The 20,269-nt window shown below is 44.3% G+C and carries 19 protein-coding genes and 1 tRNA gene; 16 read left to right on the plus strand and 4 right to left on the minus strand.

Annotation, left to right across the window (positions count from 1 at the left end; genetic code table 11):
• The first annotated feature begins 116 nt into the window (after nt 1–116).
• Nucleotides 117–192, plus strand: a tRNA-Ala gene (locus ACHUFW_RS04580).
• 254 nt (nt 193–446) lie between these two features.
• On the opposite strand, the gene ACHUFW_RS04585 is transcribed toward ACHUFW_RS04580, so the two are convergent.
• Nucleotides 447–2,276 (minus strand): ABC transporter ATP-binding protein, encoded by a 1,830-nt coding sequence (locus ACHUFW_RS04585; RefSeq protein WP_394200950.1) that lies wholly within the window; start codon nt 2,274–2,276, stop codon nt 447–449.
• Between the two features lie 124 nt (nt 2,277–2,400).
• On the opposite strand from ACHUFW_RS04585, the gene ACHUFW_RS04590 reads away from it, so the two are divergent.
• The 6 genes from ACHUFW_RS04590 (at nt 2,401) to sstT (ending at nt 8,883) form a co-directional block, all read left to right on the plus strand.
• Nucleotides 2,401–2,931 (plus strand): methylated-DNA--[protein]-cysteine S-methyltransferase, encoded by a 531-nt coding sequence (locus ACHUFW_RS04590; RefSeq protein WP_394200952.1) that lies wholly within the window; start codon nt 2,401–2,403, stop codon nt 2,929–2,931.
• Nucleotides 2,932–3,030: 99 nt separating this feature from the next.
• Nucleotides 3,031–4,350 carry a DEAD/DEAH box helicase gene (locus ACHUFW_RS04595; RefSeq protein WP_394201139.1) on the plus strand — a complete coding sequence of 440 codons (1,320 nt, stop codon included), beginning with the start codon at nt 3,031–3,033 and terminating at the stop codon, nt 4,348–4,350.
• A 27-nt stretch (nt 4,351–4,377) separates the two neighbouring features.
• Nucleotides 4,378–4,848 (plus strand): dual specificity protein phosphatase family protein, encoded by a 471-nt coding sequence (locus tag ACHUFW_RS04600; RefSeq protein WP_394200953.1) that lies wholly within the window; start codon nt 4,378–4,380, stop codon nt 4,846–4,848.
• A 46-nt stretch (nt 4,849–4,894) separates the two neighbouring features.
• Nucleotides 4,895–6,415, plus strand: coding sequence for a phospholipase D family protein (locus ACHUFW_RS04605; protein WP_394200955.1), 1,521 nt, complete (start codon nt 4,895–4,897; stop codon nt 6,413–6,415).
• A 79-nt stretch (nt 6,416–6,494) separates the two neighbouring features.
• Nucleotides 6,495–7,376: a chemotaxis protein CheV gene (locus tag ACHUFW_RS04610; protein ID WP_394200956.1), complete on the plus strand. Its 882-nt coding sequence runs from the start codon at nt 6,495–6,497 to the stop codon at nt 7,374–7,376.
• A 286-nt stretch (nt 7,377–7,662) separates the two neighbouring features.
• Nucleotides 7,663–8,883, plus strand: coding sequence for a serine/threonine transporter SstT (gene sstT / locus ACHUFW_RS04615; protein ID WP_394200958.1), 1,221 nt, complete (start codon nt 7,663–7,665; stop codon nt 8,881–8,883).
• Between the two features lie 60 nt (nt 8,884–8,943).
• Here the strand turns inward: sstT and ACHUFW_RS04620 are convergent, their stop codons facing one another.
• Nucleotides 8,944–10,311 (minus strand): Gfo/Idh/MocA family protein, encoded by a 1,368-nt coding sequence (locus ACHUFW_RS04620; RefSeq protein ID WP_394200959.1) that lies wholly within the window; start codon nt 10,309–10,311, stop codon nt 8,944–8,946.
• Nucleotides 10,312–10,640: 329 nt separating this feature from the next.
• Here ACHUFW_RS04620 and ACHUFW_RS04625 point away from each other — a divergent pair, with 329 nt between their 5' ends.
• The gene (locus tag ACHUFW_RS04625) at nt 10,641–11,027 is read left to right on the plus strand and encodes a hypothetical protein (RefSeq protein ID WP_394201141.1); all 387 of its coding nucleotides are present in this window, start codon (nt 10,641–10,643) and stop codon (nt 11,025–11,027) included.
• 23 nt (nt 11,028–11,050) lie between these two features.
• Here the strand turns inward: ACHUFW_RS04625 and ACHUFW_RS04630 are convergent, their stop codons facing one another.
• Nucleotides 11,051–11,704 carry an RluA family pseudouridine synthase gene (locus tag ACHUFW_RS04630; protein WP_394200961.1) on the minus strand — a complete coding sequence of 218 codons (654 nt, stop codon included), beginning with the start codon at nt 11,702–11,704 and terminating at the stop codon, nt 11,051–11,053.
• Between the two features lie 75 nt (nt 11,705–11,779).
• A complete protein-coding gene (locus ACHUFW_RS04635) occupies nt 11,780–12,373 on the minus strand; it encodes an acyl carrier protein phosphodiesterase (protein ID WP_394200963.1) in 594 nt (197 codons plus the stop codon).
• Nucleotides 12,374–12,512: 139 nt separating this feature from the next.
• Between ACHUFW_RS04635 and ACHUFW_RS04640 the strand changes: the two genes are divergently transcribed.
• From ACHUFW_RS04640 to ACHUFW_RS04675, 8 genes are all read left to right on the plus strand, one after another.
• Nucleotides 12,513–12,677: a hypothetical protein gene (locus ACHUFW_RS04640; protein WP_394200965.1), complete on the plus strand. Its 165-nt coding sequence runs from the start codon at nt 12,513–12,515 to the stop codon at nt 12,675–12,677.
• A gap of 184 nt (nt 12,678–12,861) precedes the next feature.
• Nucleotides 12,862–13,899: a tRNA preQ1(34) S-adenosylmethionine ribosyltransferase-isomerase QueA gene (queA, locus tag ACHUFW_RS04645; RefSeq protein WP_394200967.1), complete on the plus strand. Its 1,038-nt coding sequence runs from the start codon at nt 12,862–12,864 to the stop codon at nt 13,897–13,899.
• Between the two features lie 174 nt (nt 13,900–14,073).
• Nucleotides 14,074–15,198, plus strand: a complete 1,125-nt coding sequence (tgt, locus tag ACHUFW_RS04650) for a tRNA guanosine(34) transglycosylase Tgt (RefSeq protein ID WP_394200969.1) — start codon at nt 14,074–14,076, stop codon at nt 15,196–15,198.
• Between the two features lie 28 nt (nt 15,199–15,226).
• Nucleotides 15,227–15,559, plus strand: a complete 333-nt coding sequence (gene yajC, locus ACHUFW_RS04655; RefSeq protein WP_394200970.1) for a preprotein translocase subunit YajC — start codon at nt 15,227–15,229, stop codon at nt 15,557–15,559.
• Between the two features lie 17 nt (nt 15,560–15,576).
• A complete protein-coding gene (gene secD / locus ACHUFW_RS04660; RefSeq protein WP_394200972.1) occupies nt 15,577–17,427 on the plus strand; it encodes a protein translocase subunit SecD in 1,851 nt (616 codons plus the stop codon).
• A gap of 13 nt (nt 17,428–17,440) precedes the next feature.
• Nucleotides 17,441–18,388 carry a protein translocase subunit SecF gene (secF, locus tag ACHUFW_RS04665; protein ID WP_394200974.1) on the plus strand — a complete coding sequence of 316 codons (948 nt, stop codon included), beginning with the start codon at nt 17,441–17,443 and terminating at the stop codon, nt 18,386–18,388.
• 458 nt (nt 18,389–18,846) lie between these two features.
• Entirely contained in the window at nt 18,847–19,164 is a 318-nt protein-coding gene (locus ACHUFW_RS04670) for a putative signal transducing protein (RefSeq protein ID WP_394200976.1), read from the plus strand.
• Nucleotides 19,165–19,333: 169 nt separating this feature from the next.
• Nucleotides 19,334–20,260: a precorrin-2 dehydrogenase/sirohydrochlorin ferrochelatase family protein gene (locus ACHUFW_RS04675; RefSeq protein ID WP_394200978.1), complete on the plus strand. Its 927-nt coding sequence runs from the start codon at nt 19,334–19,336 to the stop codon at nt 20,258–20,260.
• Nucleotides 20,261–20,269: the final 9 nt, after the last annotated feature.

The following is a 20,269-nucleotide window of genomic DNA, read 5'->3' on the forward strand; positions in this document are numbered from 1 at the left end:
TCGTCTAGAGGCCTAGGACACCGCCCTTTCACGGCGGTAACAGGGGTTCGAATCCCCTATGGGATACCACTTATTTTTAAGACTGGTATAGTTCCTGTAGTATCGGTATTAAATTTGGGGCCTTAGCTCAGCTGGGAGAGCGCAACACTGGCAGTGTTGAGGTCAGCGGTTCGATCCCGCTAGGCTCCACCAAATCTACTGTGTAAGTAGTACAAAAAAGCCACCTTTTAAGGTGGCTTTTTTGCGTCTGACGGCTTGGTTCTTGTGAACTGCCTTTACGTCAACTCAGTGCTTAATACTTAAAACTCAATACTCAAAATAAAACCTGTTCAAATAACCTGTAAACCTAATTTACTTTCTGAGCTACTTAAGATGATTTAGGTTATCCAAGTTGGTGATTTAAGCTTAAGTTGTGTGCCGCTTTTTAGCGGCACACAGGGTTTGTGTTATTCAGTACCAATAAAGCCGCCTGTTTGGTGGGCCCATAGTTGGGCGTATATGCCACCTTTAGCGAGTAACTCTGCATGGGTACCTTGCTCGACTATTTCGCCGTTATCGATCACCACTAATCGATCCATGGCGGCGATCGTCGATAACCTGTGGGCGATAGCAATAACGGTTTTATCTGCCATGAGCTGATAGAGACTTTCTTGAATGGCCGCTTCTATTTCTGAGTCAAGGGCAGAGGTGGCTTCATCAAGTACTAGAATAGGTGCATTTTTTAGCAGCACCCGAGCAATAGCAATGCGCTGGCGTTGTCCACCAGATAGCTTAACGCCTCGCTCACCCACTTGAGCATCAAGCCCATGATTACCTTCGGGATCGGTTAATTGGTCGATGAAATCAAATGCCTGGGCTTTTTTCATGGCATTGATTAGCTCCTCGTCCGATGCGTCTGGTTTGCCATAACGGATATTTTCTCTAATCGAGCGATGCAGCAATGAAGTATCTTGCGTCACCATGCCGATTTGTGCCCGCAATGAGTCTTGGCTGACAGAGGTAATGGCTTGGTCATCAATGCTAATTTCGCCTGACTCGACATCATGAAAGCGCATGAGTAAGTTCACTAAAGTGGATTTGCCGGCGCCTGAGCGGCCAACAAGGCCAACTTTTTCTCCCGCTTTGATGCTCAATTGTAATTTTTCAATCACACCACTTTGCTCGCCATAGTGGAAAGTCACTTGATTAAAATCTATCTTACCGTCAGTGACATTAAGTGCAGGTGCTTGTGGGGCATCTTTTATCTCTGTTGGCTTGGCAATAGTCGACATGCCGTCGGCGACTGTACCGATATTTTCAAATAACGAGCTGATTTCCCACATTATCCATTGAGACATGCCGTTTAGTCGCAGTGATAAACTAATGGCGACGGCAATTGCGCCGATAGTGATGGCGCTTGATTGCCAAAGCCAAATAGAAATTGCTGCAATGCTGAACGCTAAAACGTAATTGATGACCTGCACACTCACATTAATACCAGTGACCAAACGCATCTGTTTATATACCGTGTCTAGGAAGATCTGCATGCTATTTTTGGCATAGCTGGCTTCTTGGTCGGTATGTGAAAACAATTTGACTGTGGTGATGTTGGTATAACTGTCAACAATTCTGCCAGTCATTAATGAACGGGCATCAGCTTGTTCGGTGGAGATTTTCTTTAATTTGGGAATAAAGTGCAATTGTAGGCCAACGTAGGCACAAAGCCAGATTAACATCGGCAGCATAAGACGCATATCTGCATCGGCGATAATCACTAGCATAGAGGTGAAATACACTAAAATGTACACCATCACATCTAGTAATTTAGTGACTGTTTCACGCACAGCAAGTGATGTCTGCATCACCTTAGTGGCAATGCGTCCTGCAAAATCATTTTGATAAAAAGAGACGCTCTGTTTCAACAAATAGCGGTGGGCTAACCACCGAATCGACATGGGGTAGTTACCCAAAAGACCTTGATACACGATAAGTGCATGTAGCAATACTACTATGGGTATCACCACGAGCGTCAGTACTGCCATGGTGAGCAATTCTGATTGATGATTTTCAAATAAGGTTTGCGGGGTATTGTTGGCAAGTAGGTCGACCAAATCGCCCATAAAGGCAAACAGGTAGACCTCTAAAATAGCCAGTGTTGCCGTCAACATTGACATGAGAATCAACGGTACTTCAAAACCGCGCGTATAGTGACGACAAAAAGCCAAGAGTCCCGTTGGCGGTTGTTGTGGTTCATTGTCTGCTAATGGTTTAACCCATGATTCAAATAGCTTAAACATCCAATTCCTTGCATTGCTTTGATTAAGATAAAACTATCCTTACATAGGTAACACAATTTACCATTTAGCTATAGTGAATATGTAGACTATTTACCGGTGAATTAGGTGATAAGGTAAGCTTGTTTTGCTCACAGAGCTAAGCTATAACTGCACCATCAGTAAATTGCTAAAAGATATTATGCAGCGAGTCATCACAACATCTATCGGCAAGCTCGGCTTACAAGCCGATAATCATGGATTAACTCATTTATGGTTTGCAGAGACTAATTCGCGAACAGATGATGAACATCAATCAGCTCAAGCCGCCGAAATACTGGATCTAACCGAGCAACAACTGATGGCATTTTTTGCCGGAGAGTTAGACACCTTTGATCTACCATTAAATCCTAAGGGCACGGAGTTTCAGCGCCAAGTCTGGCAGGCATTATCTAAAATCCCATTTAATCAAACGGTAAGTTACAGCGATATTGCTAATGCCATTGCACGTCCTAAAGCGGTTAGGGCAGTTGGAGCAGCAAACGGCGCTAATCCCATCCCTATCATTATTCCATGTCACCGGGTGATTGGTAAAAATGGTAAATTGACCGGTTATGCTTATGGGTTGGCGCTTAAGCAGACACTGCTCGATATTGAAGCCAAGCAAAATATGCATTAGGCCGATATTTTGTATAACAAACTTCGGTTAAATAGGTAATTCCACTAGAGGTGCGGTACAATTAGCGATAGATTTTTTTAGGTTATAACCGTGGCTATTATGTCTACCTCGTTAAAAAATAATTCCGCTAACAATGATGGCTTTGAACAGCTGCAATTGATGCCATCGATCCTCAAGCGTATACAGCAACTTGGCTACAATAAGCCAACAGCAATCCAATCTCGCGCGATACCGGCTGTGCTGGCAGGTCAAGATGTGCTTGCTGGTGCTAATACCGGGTCGGGCAAAACCGCGGCGTTTGCGCTGCCAGTGCTCCATTCTTTGATACAAAACCCTGTGTCGCGTAAAGGGGCTAACTACGCTCAGGTATTGGTGTTAGTGCCTACCCGTGAGCTCGCTGTGCAAGTTACTGAATCGTTTCAGTCCTATGCCGCAGAGGTCACACCGAAACTCAAATTGGCAGCCGTCTTTGGTGGCGTATCAGTAAACAGCCAAATGCTAGCACTGCGAGGCGGCGCTGATGTACTTGTTGCCACGCCGGGCCGCTTGTTAGATCTTCAACAAAGCAATGCCATTAACCTGTCTAAAGTGAGCACTTTAGTGCTTGATGAAGCCGATAGAATGTTGAGTTTGGGTTTTGCTGATGAGTTAAGTGCTATTTTAGCTTTAGTGCCAAAGCAGCGTCAGACCTTGATGTTTTCGGCAACCTTTCCAGACGAAGTAAAAGCAATCACCGCCAAGCATCTACAAAGCCCTGTGGAAATTGAAATTCAAAGGGCTGATGAAAGTACGGTTCAACAACAGGTATACACGGTTAACCGCAATCAAAAAACAGCCTTACTGAGTGAACTGATTAAACAAAACCAATGGCGTCAAGTATTGGTTTTTGCTAGCGCTAAAAATAGCTGTAATCGGGTGGCGCAAAAGCTTGAAAAGGCGGGTATTAGTGCGCAAGTGTTCCATAGCGACAAAGCCCAGGGTGCCAGAAATCGCATTTTAACCGAATTTAAGCAAGGTGAAATCGCCGTTCTCGTTGCAACAGATATTGCTGCGCGAGGAATTGATATTGCTAAATTGCCGGTGGTTATTAATTATGAGTTGCCACGCAGCCCTAGCGATTATATGCATCGAATCGGTCGCAGTGGTCGAGCAGGCGAGACGGGTTTAGCCATTAGCCTTATTTCCCATGATGAGTACCATCATTTTAAAGTGATCGAGAAACGACATAAAATTCGTTTGCCGCGCCAGCAATACGTTGGCTTTGAGGCTGATGATGAGGCGCCAGCTGACTGTCCATCTCGACAAGAAAAACCCCAAGCAAAACCTGCCGGAACGGGTAAAAAACACCGCAAGAAAGCGGCCCAAGCTAATCAAGCTGTATGGCAACAAGCTAAATTAAAATCTCAAGCTGAAAAGTAGCAGTTAATCAATGTAGTTAGGTGAAGTATGCAAGAAGTATTTTGGCTCGAAGAAGGTGAAATTGCAGGGCGGTGCGGCCCCAATAAAGTTGCGTGGGATCTTGCGGAGCTAAAGCAACATGGTATTGGTGCGATTTTATCGGTTAACGGTGGGGAAGCGGTTGATACTGATGCGTTAGCTGAGCTTGAAATTGATTATGCGTGTTTTCCATTTTCTGCCAATATTCCGCCTCAGGTAGGGGATCTTGAAGTATGCGTTGCTCAAGTTCCTAAAGCGTTAGCGTTTATTCACGCTAGTAGAGCGCAAGGCAAAACAGTGTTAATTCACTGTCGTTCAGGAAAAGATAGAACTGGCTTGCTTATGGCGTACTATCTGATGGAGCGCGGCGCGGCACCTGTGCATGCAGTGAGCCAAGTACGAGTAGCAAGGGATATCGCTTTTAGTGCAGAAGGCTGGGATCAATTTGCATTTGATGTGCTATATGCGTTGCAGGAATAATAGTGTGATGGGGTGATAGGTTGTTGAATAGGGAGTTTCAACTGCAATGATATTGAAGAAACACAATGTGCTACTACTTGTTTCGCTGATAATGCTTCAGGCATGTAGCTCTGTTCCAGTGCTGCCAGAGAAAAAGGTCAACTATAAAGTATCCAATGAGCTAGCGAGTAATTTGGCTCGCTATACCGAGCCGCTAGTTAATGCCAATTCAGGAAAAACAGGCGTTTTTCCTCTACTTTCTGGAGTTGATGCATTTGTGGCTCGATTAGCGGTTGTGAAGGCTGCTGAGCACTCTATAGACCTTCAGTATTACATCTATCGTGCCGATGACACAGGTAAACTGCTACTTTCCTATCTGCTCGAAGCTGCTGACCGTGGTGTACGGGTGCGAATTTTGCTTGACGATCTCACAACTAAAGGGGCCGATGATGGACTAATGTTGTTAGCAAGTCATCCAAATATTCAAGTCCGATTGTTTAACCCCTCTTTTGAACGTTATTTTCGCTCTATTTCGATGATCACCGGTTTTTCTCGTCTCAACAGCCGCATGCACAATAAATCGCTGACGGTGGACAACCAGATCACCATTGTGGGTGGCCGTAATATTGGTGATGAGTATTTTTCTAACAACAGTGATGTCGATTTTGGAGATTTTGATCTGCTCACTATTGGCAGTGCGGTTGACCAAGTGTCGGATCAATTTGATGACTATTGGAATGCACCTTTGGCAGTGGAAATCTCAGCCCTTAATCAGCGCCGCTTTGACGAGTCAGAGCTGGCTGCAGCCGAGTTGACTCATCAGCAACAAAGGCAAATTTTACAACAACTACCCTATGTCGAGCGGATGGAGCTCAGTGAGTTACTCGTGGCTATTCGCCATGATGAATTACAGTGGAGCTGGGGCAATGCTGAGGTGCTATATGACCCACCCAATAAAGTGTTAGGTCAGCACAGTGAGCAGTGGATGATGTCTGAGCTTTCGCGCTTTTTTGCCCGTGCAGAACGTGAAATCTTGCTAGTTTCTCCTTACTTTGTGCCGACTAAGCAGGGGGTAGATGCCATTTTAGCCACGGTGGAAGCAGGAGTGAAGGTGACGGTGGTCACCAATAGTTTAGCCGCCACGGATGTGCTTGCGGTGCACGCTGGATATCAGCCTTATCGCAAGCGCTTACTTGAGGGAGGTGTTGCTCTGTACGAGGTGAAAGTTGACCCTCTTAAGCGCCCTTCAGCTTGGCAAGGAAGTTCCCGTTCTAGCTTGCACGCCAAGACCTTTATTATTGATAGGGAAGCTATTTTTGTTGGCTCATTTAATTTTGACCCTCGTTCTGCCAATATCAATACTGAGCTGGGGTTAGTGGTGGATGTACCACAGCTCAGTTACGATTTACAGCAAAGTATTGAGCAGTTGCTTAAAAAGACCGCTTATCGTTTAAGACTGAAGGATGGTGACATTGTTTGGCATGATCAGTTACATGACCGCTTACTGTATGCCGAACCGCGTGCTGGTTTTTGGCGTAAGTTTTTAGTCGACCTCATTGGTTTGTTTCCGATTGAGTCGCAGCTTTAAGCGATAATTTGATTATCGTCATCCCTAAGTCAGTGTGATAGATTTATTCTCAAAACGAAGTAAAACAATAGAGGTGTCCATGAAAAGTAAAGCGAGTCAGTCTCAGGGACTGTTGCTCTTTAAGTTGTCGCAAACACAGCTTTTTGCTCTTGGCACATTGAAAATTCGTGAATTAGTTCCATTTACTCCGTTAAGTGCGATTCCGCAATCGCATCCGACTATTATTGGTGCGGCAACTGTGCGCGGGCATACTATTCCTGTTATCGATATGGCCGCGGCGGTTGGCTATCAGCCGATTGCTGAAGCCGAATACAGTAAAAGTTATATCATCATCACTGATTGCCAGCGTATGGTGATTGGTTTTTTGGTTCGAGCTATCGACAAGATTATCGAGTGTAATTGGCGTGATATTGAATCGCCACCGGATAATTTAGGGCGAAATGCCTACCTGACCGGGGTGACTCGATTTAACGACCAACTAGTGCAACTTCTCGATGTTGAACTGTTGATGGCAAAAGTGTTCCCAACAAGCCCCGAAATGGCTAGAGCGATTTTAACCGACGTGCAGCGAGAAAAATTGAAGCCACTGCATATTTTATTGGTTGACGATTCAAAAGTGGCTAGGAAGCAGCTTGCTGATGCACTTGATAGTATTAATATTCCCTATCAGGTCACCGCTGATGGTCGAGAGGCGTTGGCTATTATGGAAAATGCCGCTAATGATGGTCGACCGGTTGATTTGTTGGTGAGCGACATTGAAATGCCTGGTTTAGATGGCTATGAGTTGGCATTTGAAGTGAAAAACTCCCCGGCGTTAGCGAACGCCTATATTATTTTGCACACCTCATTATCAAGTGAGATAAGCGTTAGTCAGGCGCATCAAGTTGGCGCAAATGAAGCGCTAACTAAGTTTGATGCCCATGAGTTGATTGATGCGATGTTACGTGGGGCAGAAAGATAGACAACCGCTGGTCTAGCCTCTTTACCAGCATGAAAGCGCTGCCCTTGGCTAGCACTGGGGTTTTTCGACTTAGCTCATAGTTTTGACGGCAAAATTTAGCACGATGTTATGTTTATGCTGCTAGTGGGTAATATCCTCACTTAATTTGCTGTTAAAGCTAGACATTGCTTATACATTTCTATACAAAAACATATGAAGGAAGTTAAATCTTATTGTCGACCGTTCCCCTAAGAGAATGGCGTTCAAATGGGACTGCTTGTCATAATTATATAAAACAGGTCAATCAATGAACCAGAGCAACTCACTGTTTGCAAAACTTGCAAATGGCAGCTTAGTGCTGCAAATTCTTGTCGGTATCGTCGCCGGTATTCTCCTCGCTTCTCTATCGCCAGCTTCGGCTCAGAGTGTGTCGTTTTTAGGCGGCTTATTCGTAGGGGCGTTACAAGCCATTGCACCAATTTTGGTGTTCATCTTGGTTGCATCATCAATTGCTAACCAAAAGAAAAACACCCATACCAATATGCGCCCCATTGTCGTGCTTTATCTCATTGGTACTTTCATGGCGGCATTAACTGCCGTGACCATGAGTTTTCTGTTTCCAACTACCTTAGTATTGGTGACAGGCGCTGAAGGTGCTATGCCGCCAGAGGGCATTGGTGAAGTATTACACACCTTGCTGTTCAAACTTGTTGATAACCCAGTTAACGCACTAATGACGGGTAATTACATTGGTATTTTAGCTTGGGGTGTGGGTTTAGGTATTGCGCTGCACCATGCGAGCGAGTCAACCAAGCAAGTGTTTGCTGATGTCAGCCAAGGCGTTTCGACTATGGTTCGCTTTGTTATTCGTCTTGCGCCTATCGGTATCTTCGGTCTAGTGGCTGTCACCTTTGCAGAAACGGGTTTCACTGCAATTGCTGGCTATGCACAATTGCTTGCGGTCTTGTTGGGGGCAATGCTGTTTATTGCACTGGTCGTTAATCCTATTATTGTGTGGATTAAAATCCGCCGCAATCCATATCCGCTTGTATTAACGTGTTTGCGTGAAAGTGGCGTGACGGCATTTTTCACTCGTTCAAGTGCGGCTAATATCCCTGTAAATATGGCGTTATGTGAAAAGCTTAAACTGCACAAAGATACTTACTCTGTGTCTATCCCATTAGGGGCCACTATTAACATGGGTGGGGCGGCGATTACGATTACCGTGTTGACATTAGCAGCGGTCAATACCTTAGGTATTCAAGTTGATATCCTCACGGCGATTCTACTGAGCGTGGTTGCAGCTGTATCGGCATGTGGTGCCTCTGGTGTTGCTGGCGGCTCATTATTGCTGATCCCGTTAGCCTGTAGTTTGTTTGGTATATCTAATGATGTCGCTATGCAAGTTGTTGCAGTCGGCTTTATTATTGGTGTGATTCAAGATTCTGCTGAAACAGGATTAAATAGCTCGACGGATGTGGTGTTTACTGCCGCGGCTTGCGAAGCTGCTGAGCGTAAAAACGCGTAAAAACGCGTAAAATCAAATCTGTGCAAAAGGGAGCCTTATGACTCCCTTTTTATTTATACATTAGCCAACAATACCTAAAGGCTTAGCGTGAGCCCACATTCCACGGGTAAAGTCTGGTATATCGACTGAATTACTGCGATTATTCAAAGATTGTTCGCTCAATATGTTGATAACCGACCACGCTGCACCATCATATACGTCTTGGTCGAGCGCTTCGCCATTACGTAAACAATAAACCATACGCCAAAGCATCAAGAAATCCATGCCGCCATGGCCGCCATTACGCTCGGCTTCTTTGCCCATTCGTTGCCAAAGCGGATGGTCATATTTGGCATACCAATGGGTCATATCGGTATCCCACTTATGGAAGTCACCAGTCCCGCCTTTTTCCAACGCGATACGATTAGGGAAACCTGCAAACACGCCGTTTGTACCTTGAATGAGGTTGTGACGGCTATAGGGGCGGGGTGTCGTGGTATCGTGTTGGACCATGATGGTACGACCAAGTTTGGTCTTTATCAGGGTGGTGCTCATATCCCCATTAATATAATTTAGCTGATTTCTTGGATGATCAGCGGCAAATTCTCGTTGAGCGTATAATTGCCGGCCTAAAGCTGGTGAACTCATTGAGGTTAAGTAATCAAACCTATCACCTCGATTGATGTTCATATACTGAGATACCGGTCCTAAACCGTGAGTTGGGTATAAATTTCCGTTGCGTTTTGTATGCCAGTGAGTTCGCCAAGAACCGGTTTTTGATTCAATTTCTTTCATCTGCCATCTCAGCTCGTGAATATAGGCTGCTTCTCCATGGAGCAATTCGCCAAACAAACCTTGTCGAACCATGTTAAGCACCATGAGCTCGTCACGGCCGTAGTTGACATTTTCCATCATCATGCAGTTCTTTTGAGTGCGCTCAGCGGTATCAACCAATTGCCAGCACTCTTCTACAGTGAGCGCCAATGGCACTTCAACAAATGCATGTTTGCCGCTTTCCATGGTGTCAATTGCCATGGGGGCATGCCACTTCCATGGGGTAGAGATTATGACTATATCGATGTCATCGCGCGCGAGCATATCTTTGTAGGCGTGTTCACTGCCGCTATAAGTTGTCGGTGCTGGAAGTTGCTGTGTGGTCACTGCATTCACCGCGCGCTGAAGCACTTTCTCGTCGGTATCACATATTGCTTTTATCGCTACACCTTCAAGGTGGCAAAAGTGTTTAACATGACCAATACCACGTTGACCAACGCCAATAAAGCCGACGCGTACCGTGTCTAATTTAGGTGCTATCAAACCTATCACACTGGCACCTTGGTTGGGGGAGGGCGCATTTGCGCCAGTTGCAGCTACTGTGCTGCCAGAGATTAATCCTGCGGTAGCTAATCCGGCGGTTTTTAGAAACTTTCGTCGGTTATATAGAGTCATGACTATTCCTGTTGAACTGCTTTTTATTATTTGACAATGAACAATCTAGCGAGTGTTGCTTGCGCGTCATTTGTATAACAAATGGTCAATGAAATAAAGGGCATACTATCTCATCGGACTGGTGAGGTATTTTTTATTAGGGTTTGCTACACTAATGAATGATTAGTGACTAAGATCGCGTTTTTATTTGATTTATCCGATACAATTATATACAAAGGGTAAACGATAAGATCTATATCTATTAAGCGCTTACATTGCCTCGTAGTAACATTTTACTAACATTGTTGAGTTTTAGGGGTTAACTAAATATGAAGTCTGAGTTTAAAGTTATGTTGGATAAAGTTCCGCAGGACCAACAAGAATCTTTACTTCAGTTAATTGAATTATCCGTCGTTGAAAAACGTCAACGTCTAAGCTGGCAGAGGTCTGATATGACAGAGAAACAGATAATAGGTCGATGGATCGATGAGCGTCCCTCTTTAGGGGATAAAATTACGCTTTATCGTCAGGGTGACAAATTGTTTTTAGAAACCTGGTACAACGATGGCTGTCATAGCTTAGACGAAATGGAAGTGACAGAAGTCGAAGGCGGCTTAAAGCTTGAAGACAAGGGCGGTAACTTATTCGGTGAATACTTTATGTTGACCGAAGGCACTAAATTGCAGTTCTGTAATTCAGAAGAGTGTTACTACACGGCTAAACAACAAGCTGCTTAGTGTGTATTTATGTTGCCAACACCTTAAAATGGGTGTTGGCTGGTAAATGTTAGCCGTTGCTGATTGTATGGATGCGTAAAGCTGAGGCTTTGGGCATGTAAATTTAATCTAGGTGAGGCTGCTATGGTAGCTTCATCACCGTAGAAGTCATCACCGATAATCGTATGCCCTAGGGCTTTCATATGCAGGCGCAGTTGGTGAGTTCTACCTGTGATTGGCTTCAGTTTCACTAACGATGTAGTCGCTCTTCTCTCAATGACTTCAAAGTAGGTTTTAGCAGGCTTACCATCCGCATCAATTTTTTGTAATGGTGGGTTATCTTTATCAGCCATCATTGCAAGTTCAATGATCCCCTCATCTTGACCCACTTGCCCCATCACCTCAGCAATATAAAACTTTTCGGTCATGCGGTTTTGAAATTGAGTTTTGATGTTTGATTCGGCTTTCTTATTTAGTGCAAACACCATGATGCCAGATGTTGCACAATCCAACCTGTGTACCAATATGGCATCAGGCGCATGTGCTAACAGCCTATTGATGGCGCAATCGTAGGTATTTTCGGCACGACCGGGGTTACTTAATAAGCCTGATGGTTTATTGAGTATGACGATGTCACGATCTTGATAGCGAATATCTAGCCAAGGGATTTTTGGGGGCTGGTAAGTGAACAGTTTCATTGTTTCTCCTTTCAGCCGCGCATCCTAGCAGAATTAAGCCCGATAGAATATGTGTTTTGCTCAATTGATGTTGCTTTATAGATACTGAGCCGGCGTTTTACGGCTCCATATTTTAGTGTAAGCCATCAACTGTGGATAGAAGGTACGAAAAGCGATCTCTATTTCAATGTCGAGCTTTTTCACGGTTTGGGTGGCACCATTAAATATCTCTGGTTTTGATACTCGACGACTGACAGATTCAATCGCTTGATTTAGCCCTTTGCGGTGTTGATAGGCGATGAGCCAATTTTCTTGTTGCATGCGCACGCGCATGGTGGTGAGAGGCTCGGGTAGCTCAGGACAGGTAGCCAGCTCTTGATAGGCTTTTTGGGCAAATTCTTCAAGAGGTTGATGATGATACTCTTGCCAATATTTCGCTAAAAAATAATCAAAACTTAAGTCGATTAGAATGGGTGCTGCGCGTTGTAACTTGCTAGGAAATAGGCCTTTCAGTTCCAGGGTTAGTTCGTGACTATCGGTTAACTTGTCTATTTCTCGATGTAACCATATGCCTTGCTGTAAATGCTTCGGATGGTTGTCGATACTACCCTTGGCAAAGTCGCCAGCTAGATTAGCTGCAAGGCTGGTGCGGCTGATGTCGGCAAGATGAAGATGAGCAAGAAAATTCATGGAGTTGGGTATTTTTTGTTTATTGTCGCATTTCACGGTATCATGTGCGCTGGCGCTAAGAAACCATTAATTTAAATAAAAAACGATTTCTTAAGGAAGTGCGCTCTAATTCATAATATCGGTTTAAGGGTCATGGACGATGTGGAACTGGTTTTCTAAATTTGTAAACAAAAAATCGCAATCTCAACGTAAACGGGTAGATGTTGATATCCCATTTGAGCAGCATAGCTATCGCAAAGAAGATTTTGAGATAGACGAAGCCCAATCTGAATTAGAAGAAGAAAACCCCACGTCATCTTTATAATTCACGCAAACATCGAATAAATAAAGAGATTTCCCATGCTAAATCACTTGGAAAGTTTACCGCGAGCAAGTTATGGTAAAACTATTTTAAATGGTTTGTTGTTTTCTCATTATCCTCATCCTTGATCTTATCTTGACAGCGCAATAGACTAGCGGCCGATTTTAGCTTAACAAGAGACCAAGTCATGCGTGTTGCCGATTTTACCTTTGAATTACCTGATGAGTTAATTGCCCGCTATCCTATGGCGGAGCGCACGGCCTCTAGGCTGCTCACTTTAGATGGTGAAACCGGAAAAACCGCAGACAAGCAATTTACCGACATTCTTGATTTAGTTAAAGCCGGTGATTTGATGGTATTTAACAATACCCGTGTTATACCAGCGCGACTATTTGGCCAAAAGCAGACGGGTGGTAAGTTAGAAATATTGGTTGAGCGCATGTTGGATGACAAGCGTATTTTGGCTCATGTACGTAGCTCTAAATCGCCAAAACAAGACGCTATCATCTGTCTTGATGGTGGCTATGAAATGACGATGGTTGGTCGCCATGATGCACTATTTGAATTGGTATTAAATAGTGACAAAACTGTTTTAGAAGTCTTAGAAGAAGTCGGGCATATGCCGCTGCCTCCGTACATTGATCGTCCAGATGAAGATGCAGATAAAGAGCGTTATCAGACGGTTTATAATCAAACTCCTGGAGCGGTTGCTGCGCCGACAGCAGGCTTACATTTTGACGATGAAATTTTAGCTAAATTGGCCGCTAAAGGGGTAGATACCACCTTTGTTACCTTGCATGTTGGTGCTGGCACTTTTCAGCCGGTTCGCGTTGACAATGTGTTAGAGCACAAAATGCATTCAGAATGGGCCGAAGTGCCTGCGGATGTGGTTGAGAAAATTAAGGCGACTAAGGCTGCAGGTGGTCGAGTGATTGCCGTTGGCACCACATCAGTTCGCTCGCTTGAGAGTGCAGCATCTGCAAATAACGGCGATATTGCGCCATTTAGCGCAGATACTGATATCTTTATCTACCCAGGGTATGAGTTCAAAGTTGTTGATGCCATGGTCACCAACTTCCATTTGCCTGAGTCAACGCTGATCATGTTAATCAGTGCATTTGCTGGCTTTGATGAGGTAAAAAATGCCTATCAGCATGCGATTGAGCAAAAATACCGCTTCTTTAGCTATGGCGATGCCATGTTTGTGACTAAAAAGTCGAACTAAAGTCTATTTTTGTTTTAAAATACCCACCCCATCATCGCGGTGGGTATTTTTTTTGTGCAATTGGTAGTGCTAAGGGTTGATACTTTTTCGATAGCCCCTATCTCTACAAATAACTTGGCGTGGTGTGAGCCGACGCCCCAGTCAGTCAGACTGTTTCTCTGGCGAGGTGGAAAAATGAAATTTGAATTAGATACAACTGACGGCCGTGCTCGTCGAGGGCGCTTAATATTTGAGCGCGGCACTGTGGAAACGCCTGCGTTTATGCCGGTGGGAACCTACGGTACGGTTAAAGGCATGACTCCAGAAGAAGTGCGTGCTACCGGTGCTGATATTTTGCTGGGCAATACATTTCATTTGTGGTTGCGACCTGGTGAAGAAATCATGCGTAAACACGGTGATTTACATGACTTTATGAACTGGCAACGTCCTATTCTAACGGACTCCGGCGGATTCCAAGTATTTAGCTTAGGTGATATTCGTAAGATCACCGAAGAAGGTGTACATTTCCGCTCGCCAATTAATGGTGAGAAGATCTTCTTAGATCCAGAGAAGTCGATGCAGATTCAAGACTCTTTGGGCAGTGATGTGGTGATGATTTTTGATGAATGTACACCGTATCCTGCAACAGAAGATGAAGCGCGTAAATCAATGCAAATGTCATTGCGTTGGGCACAACGTTCACGCGATGAATTTGATCGTCTTGAAAACCCTAACTCACTGTTTGGGATTATTCAGGGTGGCGTATACGAAGATTTGCGTGATGAGAGTTTAGATGGCTTAGTCAAGATTGGTTTTGATGGCTATGCGATTGGTGGTTTAGCTGTGGGTGAGCCTAAGGAAGACATGCACCGAATTTTGGAGCACGTTTGTCCTCAAATCCCAGCAGATAAACCACGTTACTTGATGGGGGTGGGTAAACCAGAAGATCTTGTTGAAGGTGTTCGTCGTGGCGTTGATATGTTTGATTGTGTAATGCCAACACGTAATGCAAGAAACGGTCACCTGTTTACCAGTGAAGGGGTTATTAAGATACGCAACGCGCGTCATCGTGATGATACTTCACCGCTTGATGCTAAGTGTGATTGTTATACCTGTAAAAACTATTCGCGGGCATACCTTTACCATTTAGATCGTTGTAATGAAATTTTAGGAGCACGTTTAAATACCATCCATAACCTACGTTATTATCAAATGTTGATGGAAGGTTTGCGTGGCGCGATTGAGACAGGTACATTAGACGCCTTTGTTGAGGAATTCTATACCAGTCAAGGCCGTGAAGTTCCTGAGTTATCCAATTAATATTTATTGCTAATAAAAAGAGAGAAATATGTTCATTTCAAACGCATATGCAAATGCAGCTGGCGCACCAGCAGGTGGTGGCACCATGGAATTAATCTTCATGTTGGTGATCTTCGGTCTGATTTTCTACTTCATGATTTTCCGCCCTCAATCTAAGCGCGTTAAAGAGCATAAGAACTTAATGGCCTCGTTAAGCAAAGGTGATGAAGTACTTACCAGCGGTGGTATCTTAGGCAAGATTGCTAAGATTAGTGATGAAAATGATTATGTTTTATTAACCATTAATGAGACATCTGAAATCACAATCAAGAAGGATTACATTGCGGCTGTATTGCCTAAAGGCTCTATTAAGTCACTTTAAGCCAAGAGGGCGATGGTGTGTTAAATAAATACCCAATGTGGAAAAATATCATGGTGGTGTTAATCATCGCCATTGGTACTTTCTACGCAATTCCCAACTTGTTCGGTGAAGATCATGCCGTGCAAGTTGTAGCAACACGGGGTGCTGAGGTCACAACCTCAACACAATCTCAAGTTAACGATATTTTGGCGAGCAATGATATTGCCGTTAAACGTTCAGAACTCGAAGGCGGGCAACTGCTAGTTAGAGTTAATAATGCTGAACAACAGTTAGCTGCAAAAGAGGCGATTTCAGAAGCACTTGGCAACAAGTACATTGTGGCGCTTAACCTGGCACCAGCGACACCGAAATGGTTAGAGTCGTTAGGCGGTAGCCCAATGAAGCTAGGTCTTGATTTACGTGGTGGTGTTCACTTCTTAATGGAAGTGGATATGAGTGAAGCTATCCGTAAAATGACTGAAGGCAAAATCTCAGATTTTAGAACCGACTTACGAGGTGAGAGGATCCGCTATGCGGGGATTCGTAACACATCAAGCGGTATCGAAATCAAGTTTAGAGATGAAGAAAACCTAGCTAAAGCTGAGCGATTCTTAAAAACGCGTGGTAATGACATGGTGTTTACTGATATTTCATCAGGCGGCAACTATTTCTTACGCGCAACCATGAGTGAAACTTATCTGCGACAAATTCGTGAAGAAGCATTGCAGCAAAACATCACCACATTAAGAAACCGTGTGAATGAGTTGGGTGTAGCCGAGCCTGTGGTACAACGCCAAGGGGCTGAGCGCATCATCGTTGAGCTACCTGGTGTTCAAGATACAGCGCGTGCAAAAGATATCTTAGGAGCTACAGCGTCAATTGAGTTCCGTATGGTTGACCAAAAAGCTGATGCTGCAGCTATTGCAAGTGGCCGAGTTTCAGCCAGTTCTGAAGTATTTGAACGTCGCGGTGGCGGCCAGGTTGCACTTGAGAAGCAGGTGATGCTAACCGGTGATCATATTCAAGGTGCACAACCAAGCTTTGATGAGTACAGCCGACCTCAAGTATCTATTAACTTAGATGCTAAAGGTGGCACAATCTTCTCTAACGTAACCAAGGACAACATCGGTAACCCGATGGCGACGTTGTTTATCGAGTATAAAGATAACGGTGCTAAGAATCCTGACGGTAGCGTCAAGATGGATAAGATTGAAGAAGTCATTTCAGTGGCGACCATTCAAGCGCGTTTGGGCCGAAACTTTGTGATTACTGGTCTTGAGCATGCAGAAGCTCAAAACCTTGCGTTATTGCTACGTGCAGGTGCATTGATCGCGCCGGTATCGATTGTAGAAGAACGTACTATTGGTCCAAGCTTAGGTCAGGAAAATATCGATAACGGCCTACAGGCGATGATCTGGGGTATGGCTGTTGTATTGATATTCATGTTGGTTTATTACCGTTCATTCGGTCTTATCGCTAACTTAGCCTTGTCAGCCAACCTCATTATGGTTGTCGGTGTCATGTCAATGATTCCTGGAGCGGTGCTAACACTGCCAGGTATTGCCGGTATGGTACTAACCGTTGGTATGGCGGTTGACGGAAACGTACTGATTTACGAGCGTATTCGTGAAGAGTTACGTAATGGCCGTAGTGTCCAACAAGCTATTCATGAAGGTTATGGCAATGCGTTCTCGACTATTGCCGATGCAAACATCACTACCTTTATGACTGCATTGATTTTGTTTGCCGTAGGTACTGGTGCTGTTAAAGGCTTTGCGGTAACGCTAATGATTGGTATTGCGACATCAATGTTCACCTCTATCGTGGGAACCCGCTCAATTGTGAATGCAGTTTGGGGTGGTAAACGCGTGAAGAAACTGTCTATTTAAGGAGAGGTTGACCATGTTTCAGATTTTATCAATTAAAGGCACTATCGACTTCTTAAAGCACGCCGTTCCTGTCAGTATGTTGTCGTTAATCTTAGTGATCGGTTCGATCACTTCGTTAGCAACTAAAGGCATTAACTGGGGATTGGACTTTACCGGCGGTACGGTTGTAGAGCTTGAGTTTACTAACCCTGTTGATCTGAATGGATTACGGGCGAAGTTAACCTCTGAAGAAACCGCAGGTGCTGTAGTGCAGAACTTCGGTTCGACTCGCGATGTGCTGATTCGTCTTCCAGTAAAAGAAGACGTTAAAAGCGACGTGCAAGTTAGCCATGTTATGCAAGCTGTACAAGTTATCGATGAAAATGCTATCCAAAAACGTGTTGAGTTTATTGGTCCGCAAGTCGGTAAAGAGCTTGCTGAGCAAGGTGGCCTGGCGGTTCTTGTTGCATTGATCTGTATTCTTATATACGTTTCTTTCCGCTTTGAGTGGCGTTTAGCGCTTGGTTCTGTAGCGGCATTGGCGCACGACGTTATCATTACCTTAGGTGTATTCTCTATTTTGCAACTTGAGTTTGACCTAACAGTACTCGCTGGCCTGTTAACCGTTGTCGGTTACTCGCTCAATGATACCATCGTGGTATTTGACCGTATTCGTGAGAACTTCCTTAAAATCCGTAAAGGAACGCCGGTTGAGATTGTTAATACGTCAATTACTCAAACCATGAGCCGTACCATTATTACTACAGGTACCACGCTTGTTGTGGTCGTGGCGTTGTTCTTAAAAGGCGGCACCATGATACATGGCTTTGCAACGGCATTGTTGATGGGTATTTTTGTTGGTACTTTCTCTTCTATCTACGTAGCAAGCTTCCTTGCGATTAAACTGGGTATTAATCGTGAGCATATGATGCCTGTCGAGATTGAAAAAGAAGGCGCAGACCAAGATGCGTTAATGCCTTAAGGTCTCTAGTTTGAACAAAAAGCCACATTTATGTGGCTTTTTTTATGCGTAAATATCGTCATTTATTGAATAAACTCGACATTAACCTCCTTTTAACAGTAGGATGTGAAGCGGTCATTTAGTCGCCAAGATTAAATCATACCAATCGGCATAAGAAAGTGATCTACTCAGAGCTATTTTGGGCAAACTAGTTCGAGACGAAGAACTTAAGTAATAGTGTTCTATTGGGAAGTTATTCAACGAAGAAGTTGGCAGCCAAAAAAGCTCCTAAAGGGGGAGTTTTAGCACTTCTGATAATGTGTAAACGAACTTGAACGTAGAGTCACTATGCCCTTCATTCGTTGACTTGCCTCAGAAGCGCTAAACTTTCGCTGAGCGATTACATCTTTATGCTGATTGGTATCACAAGCACAACCTAATAATTTGCCAGAAGAGCAAGAGCTGTAGGGGAATAATAGATGGAACAACGATATCGAATGGTTGCTGGTGGCAACTTACTGCAAGCGCACACTTGGAAGGGCTTACTTGAGTCGAGTGGTATCGCCGTAGAACTGAAAGGTGAGGCCTTGTTAGGTGGCATTGGTGAACTCCCCGTCGATCTGCAAAATGTTGAGTTATGGGTGCCTGAAGAGCAATACGAACAAGCAAAAACACAATTGGCTACGCTCGATACCGATGGGCCAAAGTGGCAATGTGTTCAATGCCATGAGATGAATGAAGGTAGCTTTGAACTGTGCTGGCATTGCAGTGCTGAGCGTAGTGAAAGTCATCATTAATTCAATTATAGAACAGCGTCGCTAAGCACAATCGTAGGTCATAGAGCCTGGATAAAATTCACGCTTTTAGTGACTAACTTGTCGATTGTGTTTTAGTTAGCATCGACTTGATGCTCGCTTATCCCTACAATGCAGTTACTTTAATTGACTGCACGTTTACTAGGTCTTTATGCAATATTTTCCCTTATTTGTAGATACCCAATCACTCAGTGTCGTCATTGTTGGTGCCGGTGATGTCGCTAGTCGCAAATTGGACTTACTGTGCCGCACTCAAGCTGCCATTGTCGTCATTGCACCTGAGGTCAGTCACGAGGTGCAGTCTTATGCAGATCAAGGTCGCATCGTCCTACATCGACGCGGGGTAGAGCCGTCAGATATCCAGGGTATTGACTTGCTTTATATGGCGACGGCCGATGAAGCGCTTAATCAACATTATGCTGAGCTAGCAAAGGAGCAGGGGCTATGGGTCAATGTGGTTGACTCTCCTGCATTATGCCGATTTATTACGCCATCGATTGTCGACCGTGGAAAATTAGTCGTTGCGATTAGCACCGCAGGGGCCGCGCCGGTGTTTGCACGTGACCTTCGAGCTAAATTAGAAAGCTTACTCGCACCAAGTATTACGCCATTGTTTGACTTTATCGCCAGCAAACGTGCCGATGTGCAGCAGCGTTTGCCGATTTTTAAACAAAGGAAACTATTTTGGGAGCGCTTTTTTGATTTAAATGGCGAGCGATTCGACGACAAGACTTTAACTGTTTATGAGCAGTGTTTTTTAAATATCAACAGCAGCGGGACATTGTGGTTATTAGACGAAGCAATATCACCACAAATGTTACCTATTGCGGTAATGCCAGATCTACAAAAAATTGATTCGGTAATGCACGAAACTGGTGTTAATCCATCATTGCAAGAGTTGCTTAGAAGAGATGCTGAGCGACTTGATTATCACCAATGCACTGACCTTAACAAGCACCTAAGCCAAGGTGATAAAGTATTAGTGGTGGCAGCAACATCAACTATTGAGCAGTTGTCAGCCGATCATCCAGACGCTTTATTGATTCAAGGCGGCGCGATAGTGCAGTGTCAGCGGTAAGCTCTTTAC

The sequence above is a fragment of the Shewanella waksmanii genome (genome assembly GCF_043643685.1).
Taxonomy (GTDB): Bacteria; Pseudomonadota; Gammaproteobacteria; order Enterobacterales; family Shewanellaceae; genus Shewanella; species Shewanella waksmanii_A.

Bases quoted from the DNA above. Each gene is read 5' to 3' on its own strand.
- ACHUFW_RS04585 (WP_394200950.1), bottom strand. From the start codon at position 2,276: ATGTTTAAGCTATTTGAATCATGGGTTAAACCATTAGCAGACAATGAA.
- ACHUFW_RS04675 (WP_394200978.1), top strand. From the start codon at position 19,334: ATGCAATATTTTCCCTTATTTGTAGATACCCAATCACTCAGTGTCGTC.
- secF (WP_394200974.1), top strand. From the start codon at position 17,441: ATGTTTCAGATTTTATCAATTAAAGGCACTATCGACTTCTTAAAGCAC.
- yajC (WP_394200970.1), top strand. From the start codon at position 15,227: ATGTTCATTTCAAACGCATATGCAAATGCAGCTGGCGCACCAGCAGGT.
- ACHUFW_RS04625 (WP_394201141.1), top strand. From the start codon at position 10,641: ATGTTGGATAAAGTTCCGCAGGACCAACAAGAATCTTTACTTCAGTTA.
- ACHUFW_RS04595 (WP_394201139.1), top strand. From the start codon at position 3,031: ATGTCTACCTCGTTAAAAAATAATTCCGCTAACAATGATGGCTTTGAA.
- tgt (WP_394200969.1), top strand. From the start codon at position 14,074: ATGAAATTTGAATTAGATACAACTGACGGCCGTGCTCGTCGAGGGCGC.
- queA (WP_394200967.1), top strand. From the start codon at position 12,862: ATGCGTGTTGCCGATTTTACCTTTGAATTACCTGATGAGTTAATTGCC.
- ACHUFW_RS04630 (WP_394200961.1), bottom strand. From the start codon at position 11,704: ATGAAACTGTTCACTTACCAGCCCCCAAAAATCCCTTGGCTAGATATT.
- ACHUFW_RS04620 (WP_394200959.1), bottom strand. From the start codon at position 10,311: ATGACTCTATATAACCGACGAAAGTTTCTAAAAACCGCCGGATTAGCT.
- ACHUFW_RS04670 (WP_394200976.1), top strand. From the start codon at position 18,847: ATGGAACAACGATATCGAATGGTTGCTGGTGGCAACTTACTGCAAGCG.
- ACHUFW_RS04600 (WP_394200953.1), top strand. From the start codon at position 4,378: ATGCAAGAAGTATTTTGGCTCGAAGAAGGTGAAATTGCAGGGCGGTGC.
- ACHUFW_RS04605 (WP_394200955.1), top strand. From the start codon at position 4,895: ATGATATTGAAGAAACACAATGTGCTACTACTTGTTTCGCTGATAATG.
- ACHUFW_RS04635 (WP_394200963.1), bottom strand. From the start codon at position 12,373: ATGAATTTTCTTGCTCATCTTCATCTTGCCGACATCAGCCGCACCAGC.
- sstT (WP_394200958.1), top strand. From the start codon at position 7,663: ATGAACCAGAGCAACTCACTGTTTGCAAAACTTGCAAATGGCAGCTTA.
- ACHUFW_RS04610 (WP_394200956.1), top strand. From the start codon at position 6,495: ATGAAAAGTAAAGCGAGTCAGTCTCAGGGACTGTTGCTCTTTAAGTTG.
- ACHUFW_RS04640 (WP_394200965.1), top strand. From the start codon at position 12,513: ATGTGGAACTGGTTTTCTAAATTTGTAAACAAAAAATCGCAATCTCAA.